The sequence below is a fragment of the Actinomycetota bacterium genome (genome assembly GCA_005774595.1).
GTDB lineage: Bacteria > Actinomycetota > Coriobacteriia > Anaerosomatales > D1FN1-002 > D1FN1-002.
On the sequence record VAUM01000112.1, the window covers coordinates 1 to 5729 of the forward strand.

The window sequence follows — 5729 nt, forward strand, 5'->3', positions numbered from 1 at the left end:
CTCGTGCACTGCGCGCCGCAACCGGAGCGCGTCGCCGGACCCATGCAGAGTACGCCCTGCTCGAGCAGGCACCACTCGGGCTCCGGGACGAACTCGTGGAAGCGGCGGAAGCCGGCGACTCGCGTGTTGCGCTTGGGCAGCGTGCACTCGTCGCACACGCACCGGTCGCCGGCGCCCGCGATCGCGGGAGCGGGCGGCAGGGCCCCGCTGACGAACGCAGTGAGCACCTCCCACACGCGCTCGCCCACCGGCGGGCAGCCGGGGATGGTGTAGTCGACCGGCACGACACCGGCGAGCGGCAGCACGCGCGGGAGCATCGCCGGGACGCCCGCCGTCTCGGCGCCCTCCGCCGCGGGCCGCGGGATGGCGGCGCCGGGGTCGGTGGACTCGGTCGAGAACGCGCGCGCCATGAGCGCCTCGGCGCCGTACAGGTCGCCGAGGCCGACCACGCCGCCGAACGACGAACACGCGCCGAAGCCGACGAGCACCTTGCTCTTGGCGCGCAGCAGCTTCGCGACGTGCGCGTTCTCCTCGGTGCGGATCGCGCCGTTGAACAGCGTGAGGTCGATCTCGCCGTCGGGCATCGCCTCGATGTCGGCGTACTTGAGGTCGACGATAGTCGGCCAGAAGACGATGTCGGCAGCCTCGATGAGCTCGAGCAGGTGCGCCTCGATCTCGAGCATCGCGATGTCGCAGCCGCCGCACCCGGCAGCGCTGTACGCGGCGACCTTCGCCTTGCTCACGAGGCCACCTCCGCGTCATCGCACGCGCGGATGGGCCCGAGGGTGCGGACCTGCTCGGTCATCTCAGCGACGAGGTCCGCGTACTTGGCGCTCTCGGACGCGCTCACCCACTCGAGGCGCAGGCGGCCCGGATCGATGCCCAGTTGCTCGACCATCCGCTTGAGGAGCGGGAAGCGGCCCATCGCCTTGCAGTTGCCGTTGAGGTAGTGGCAGTCGCCCGGGTGGCAGCCGCAGACGAGCACGCCGTCGAAGCCGCGGGCGAACGCGTCGAGGACGAAGGTGGGGTCGACGCGGCCCGTGCACATGACGCGCACGACCTCGACGTTGGGAGGGTACGCCGTGCGCGATTGCCCGGCGCCGTCGGCGCCCGAGTACGCACACCAGTTGCACAACAGGCCGAGAATCCTCGGCTCGAAATCCGGCATCGGCCTCTCCCGTCGCAAGGGCCGACGATCGCGTCTCCCGGGGTGCCGGCCCCGTGACGCGGGTCAATAGCATCTACCAGCGACGACCGCTCGGCAAGCGACCGCCGACGAATGGCGTGTCGGTGATGCCGACCGCACCCGACGCATCGGCGAACGGCATGCCGTCGCGCACGGGTGGGAGAGGCCGCGCGCGCGGGAGTGGTGTATGGGGGTCTGACGGCCGCCCGACAAGAGGCGGCCACTGCTCCATTCTTCGAAGTCGACCAGGACTCAAGAAGGAGGAGACAGTGACCGAGGACAACATCGACCGACTCGCGTGGCTTCGCAAGGCGCTCGCCGAAGGCGACGCCGACCTGATGCGCGAGATGCTGCACGTGTTCGCCGAGGAGCTCATCGGCGCGGAGACCGACTCGCTGTGCGGAGCGGACTACGGCGAGCGCAGCGACGAGCGCGTGAACTCCCGCAACGGGTACCGGGAGCGCGACTTCGACACCCGGGTCGGCACGATCGGCCTGAAGGTGCCCAAGCTCAGGAGCGGCAGGTACTTCCCGGACTGGCTGCTTCAGAACCGGCGCCGCCCCGAGCTTCGTGTCGGCACGTTCATCTGGATGCCTCGGCGTTCGAGGTGGCTTGCTGATGGCACTGATCCAGGACCTGCGGCGGTGCCGTCAAGAGAGCGGCAGCGAGATCGACCTGCAGCCGTCCCCGCCCGATCCGTGCGACGGAGCGCAACAACGCGACGAGGTCCTGCTGCGCGAGCCGCACCGCGTCCTTGGGTCGGCTTCGGGCCTCGCCTCCCTCCACCGCCCCCGCGAGGCGGCACGCGAGGGCGGTGGAGAACATGCAGCCCGTGCCCCGAGGATCGCCGATTCCCTCAAGGCACTCATGCACGAGCGTCGTCGACGTGCCGTCCGGCGCCACGAGGAGGTCAGCGGCGTGCCCCGCGTCTGCGGGCAGCCCGGTGACGAGGACATCTCCCCTGCGGCGTTCGGCGAGCAGGGCCGCTGCGGCCCCGACATCTGGACCGGTGCCGGCCAGCAGAAGCGCCTCGGCGGCGTTCGGGGTGACGACGTCCGCGAGCGGGAACAGCTCGCCGACCGCGGCACGATCGGCGAGGGCACCGCCGCTACTGCTCTCGATCACCGGGTCGACGACCACGGCGGGCGGGTGCCACGCGCGCAGGGCCTCGGCGATGATGCGCGCATTGGCCGTTGATCCCAACGCCCCGATCTTCACACCGGCCAGGGAGCCGTCCGCGGCGGCGGCGCGCAGCTGACCGCGGACAGCCTCCTCGCCGACGACCTCTGAGCCATACCACTCCGCGGAGTCCTGCGCTGTGACGACCGTCGTGACGACGACCGGTTGGAAGCCCAGACGCGCCGCGACGAAGGCGTCGAGCAGCACCCCGGCACCGACGCTCGGGTCGAGCCCGCCGACGAGGAGCATCCGAGGTCGCGAGTTCATGCCCCCGCCCCCGCTGCCCGGAACCCTGCGTCCCAGTCCTTCCACACCGGGTCGAAGCCCGCCGCACGGATCGACTCGCACATCTCCTCCGGGCTACGCGTGTCGTGCACCTCGAACTGCGCAAGCTCATCGGCTCCGCAAGCGTACGCACCGGGCGCGGTACGCGAACCCGCGCTGACGTGCGTGATGCCCACGCCGAGCAGCGCGTCCCTCAGCGCGGCGGGCTCGCGGGTCGACAGCGTGAGGCCGGCGTGCGGCAGGGCGATACGCATGGCGCAGACGAGATGCGCGAGATCGCGGTCGGAGACCGGCGAGAGCGGCATGAAGCCGCCCTCGGCCGGACGGATCCGCGGGAACGACAAGCAGACGTGCGTCCGCCAGTCGGTCCGGGCCAGGCGCCGGGCGTGCAGCGCCATGCACACCCCGTCGAGGCGGAAGTCGCGCAGCCCGAGCAGACTGCCAAGGACGAGACGCCGCATCCCCGCCCGCGCTGCTGCCTCGGGAGCAGCGAGACGTGCGTCGAAGTCGCGCTTCCTCCCCACCGGGTGCAGCCGGGCATACAGCTCGCGGTCGTACGTCTCCTGGTAGAGCGCGAGCCCGTCGGCGCCCGCCGTCACGGCCCGTCGATACCCGTCCTCACCCAGCGGGAAGACCTCGATCGAGATGGAGGGGAAGAGTGCCGCGAGACGCCGCAGGCCATTCTCAAGATCGTCCTCGCCGAACGACGACGGCGACTCACCCGAGACCACGAGCACGTGGCGGAATCCTCGCGCGTGCAGCGCCTGCCCCTCGCGCTCGATCTCGTCGGCCGTGAGCGTTCGGCGACCCTTGGCGTTCGCTGAGCTGAGCCCGCAGTAGACGCACGCGTTGTCACACGCGTTCGAAACGTAGAGAGGGGCGAAGAGCTGCACGGTCCGGCCGAAGTGGCGCAGCGTGATCTCGCGTGCGCGCTGCGCGAGCGCCGGCAACATCCCCGCTGCCGCCGACGAGAGCAACGCGACGGCGTCGATCGGGCCGGGGCGGGCAGCGGAGAGCGCGCGCTCGACGTCGGCCACCGTGGCGGCCTCGAGCGCGTCGGCAAGCACTGCCGGTGCATACCGCTCCAACTCCTCGGCGAACGGCGTCGTCACCTATGCCCCCAGCAGCCCGAACAGTGGGCTCGACGCCTCCGCCGTGTCGCGCCGCGGCGCGAGCCCCGCGCGCCACGCGGAGCGCCCCGCCTCGACCGCCAGCGCGAAGGCGCGCGCCATCGCCGCGCAGTCGCTTGCCACCGCGATGGCCGTATTCACCAGCACCGCGTCAGCGCCCATCTCCATCGCCTCGGCCGCATGCGACGGCGCGCCAAGCCCGGCGTCGACGACGACCGGGACACGTGCGTTCTCGATGATGATGCCGACCTGCTCGCGCGTCGTGACGCCCTTGTTCGTGCCGATCGGCGCCCCCAGTGGCATCACCGCGGCCGCTCCCACGTCCTCGAGCCGCTTGGCCAGGACCGGGTCGGCGTTGATGTACGGCAGCACGGTGAATCCCTCGGCCGCGAGCATCTCGGCGGCGCGCAACGTCTCGACGGGATCAGGCAACAGCCAGTGTGGGTCGGGCGTCACCTCGAGCTTCACCCACGGCTCGCAACCGGCCGAACGGGCGAGCCGGGCGAGGCGGACCGCCTCGTCGGCGTCGCGTGCGCCGCTGGTGTTCGGCAACAGGAGGACATCCGTCCCCTCGAGCGAGCGGGAGACCTCGTCGCCCGGGTCATCCAGATCCACGCGGCGCAGCGCCACGGTCACGACCTCGGAGCGCGACGAGGCGACGGCCTCGAGCATCGCTGTGGTCGACGGGAACTTGCCGGTGCCGAGCAGGAGGCGCGAGCCGAACGCACGGTCGCCGATGGCAAGCCGGTCGTCCGACGGAAGCACACCCAATGAGTCGCTCATCGCCCCTCCTCCTACCCGCCGTTGACGAACCGGACGACCTCGACACGGGCGTCCTCGGCGAGCGGCGTCGTCTCGAACGCCTCACGCGCGACGATCGTCCGCTCCAACTCGACCGCCACGCGTGCCGGATCCACCCCCAGCTCAGCGAGGAGGTCGGCGACGGTCGTCGCGCAGGTAGCACGCGGGTCGCCGTTGACATGCACCTTCATCCGCATCTCCTCCCGTATCCAGACGCGCTCACGACTCGGGGTCCGCCCCGAGAAGCAGCCGCAGCACAGCGTTCGCCTGATGATGCGCGGCCACGCCGACGCGGGGCGACATCAGCCCTGTGCCCGTCGACGCCTCGGCCGTCTCGTCACCGACGAGCCACAGGCGCGATCCAGCACGACGCGTCCGAACACTGTTCGCACCGTCCGCTCCAGCGAGTCCCGACGCCGCAACGACTGGCACGTCAGCCACCTCCGCAAGGAACGATGTCACCAGCATCGCCTTGCGCTCAGCTGCGTCGAGCGCCTCGACCATCACATCCACTCGCGCGAACAGCGCGCCGACGTTCCCCGGTGTCACCTCGATCGTGTGTGCCTCGACCGCCACGCAGGGATTCACTCGGGCGAGCGTGTCAGCGAGTGCTTCGGTCTTGCGCATGCCGATCTGGTCGGCGAAGTAGCACTGCCGGTTGAGATTCGACGGCTCCACGACATCGAAGTCAGCTAGCACCAGCCGCCCCAGTCCAACCCGCGCAAGGGCGACCGCGACGGCCGAGCCGAGCCCGCCAAGCCCGGCGATGCCGACGGTGGCATCGCGCACGCGCCCGTGCACGCCAGGCGTGTGCCGAGCGACCATCACCGCCTCGAACTCGTCTGTCGACGGGACCTCGCCGCGACGGATGAGAGCGATGGTGTCACCGTCTGCGAGCGGCGTGGACGGGCTCGCGGCGAACCCGTTGACGATGACGATGTCGGCGCCGGGCTTGACGCGGTCGCGCAGCGAGAACGCGGTCTCGCCCGGCTCGGCGTGCATCTGTCGCTCGTTCACCGTCAGCCGCACGCGTGCTCGCCCTCCCTGGCATGGGCACAGGCGCCGTCCGCCGCCACCCCGGTGCGGTTGGCGCGTTCGGCCGCTTCCGTCGCGACGCGCATCGCGCAGTAGGAGCCACACATCGCGCA

General features: G+C 71.1%; 7 protein-coding genes and 1 pseudogene. 1 reads left to right on the forward strand and 7 read right to left on the reverse strand.

Annotated features, from left to right (window positions below; translation table 11 throughout):
* Positions 1-743: oxidoreductase (locus FDZ70_05775; protein ID TLM77135.1), on the reverse strand; the 743-nt coding region annotated here is incomplete at its 3' end.
* Positions 740-1168, reverse strand: coding sequence for a hydrogenase iron-sulfur subunit (locus tag FDZ70_05780; protein ID TLM77136.1), 429 nt, complete (start codon positions 1166-1168; stop codon positions 740-742). The genes FDZ70_05775 and FDZ70_05780, both read right to left, overlap by 4 nt.
* Before the next feature lie 350 nt (positions 1169-1518).
* Between FDZ70_05780 and FDZ70_05785 the strand changes: the two are divergent.
* Positions 1519-1752: pseudogene (locus FDZ70_05785) on the forward strand (IS256 family transposase).
* 16 nt (positions 1753-1768) lie between these two features.
* On the opposite strand, the gene FDZ70_05790 reads toward FDZ70_05785, so the two are convergent.
* Genes FDZ70_05790 through thiF form a run of 5 tightly spaced genes read right to left on the reverse strand, consistent with a single transcriptional unit; the run spans position 1769 to position 5610 of the window.
* Positions 1769-2632, reverse strand: a complete 864-nt coding sequence (locus FDZ70_05790) for a hydroxymethylpyrimidine/phosphomethylpyrimidine kinase (GenBank protein ID TLM77137.1) — start codon at positions 2630-2632, stop codon at positions 1769-1771.
* On the reverse strand, positions 2629-3738 hold the full coding sequence (thiH, locus tag FDZ70_05795; protein TLM77141.1) for a 2-iminoacetate synthase ThiH: 1110 nt from the start codon (positions 3736-3738) through the stop codon (positions 2629-2631). Before thiH ends, FDZ70_05790 begins: the two co-directional genes overlap by 4 nt.
* Positions 3739-3762: 24 nt before the next feature.
* The gene (locus FDZ70_05800) at positions 3763-4563 is read right to left on the reverse strand and encodes a thiazole synthase (protein ID TLM77138.1); all 801 of its coding nucleotides are present in this window, start codon (positions 4561-4563) and stop codon (positions 3763-3765) included.
* Between the two features lie 11 nt (positions 4564-4574).
* Entirely contained in the window at positions 4575-4772 is a 198-nt protein-coding gene (gene thiS, locus FDZ70_05805) for a sulfur carrier protein ThiS (protein ID TLM77139.1), read from the reverse strand.
* A gap of 28 nt (positions 4773-4800) precedes the next feature.
* A complete protein-coding gene (gene thiF, locus FDZ70_05810) occupies positions 4801-5610 on the reverse strand; it encodes a sulfur carrier protein ThiS adenylyltransferase ThiF (GenBank protein ID TLM77140.1) in 810 nt (269 codons plus the stop codon).
* Positions 5611-5729 lie beyond the last annotated feature (119 nt).

Coding starts and splice junctions, on each gene's coding strand:
- FDZ70_05790 (TLM77137.1), bottom strand. CDS start 2,632: ATGAACTCGCGACCTCGGATGCTCCTCGTCGGCGGGCTCGACCCGAGC.
- FDZ70_05800 (TLM77138.1), bottom strand. CDS start 4,563: ATGAGCGACTCATTGGGTGTGCTTCCGTCGGACGACCGGCTTGCCATC.
- FDZ70_05780 (TLM77136.1), bottom strand. CDS start 1,168: ATGCCGGATTTCGAGCCGAGGATTCTCGGCCTGTTGTGCAACTGGTGT.
- thiS (TLM77139.1), bottom strand. CDS start 4,772: ATGAAGGTGCATGTCAACGGCGACCCGCGTGCTACCTGCGCGACGACC.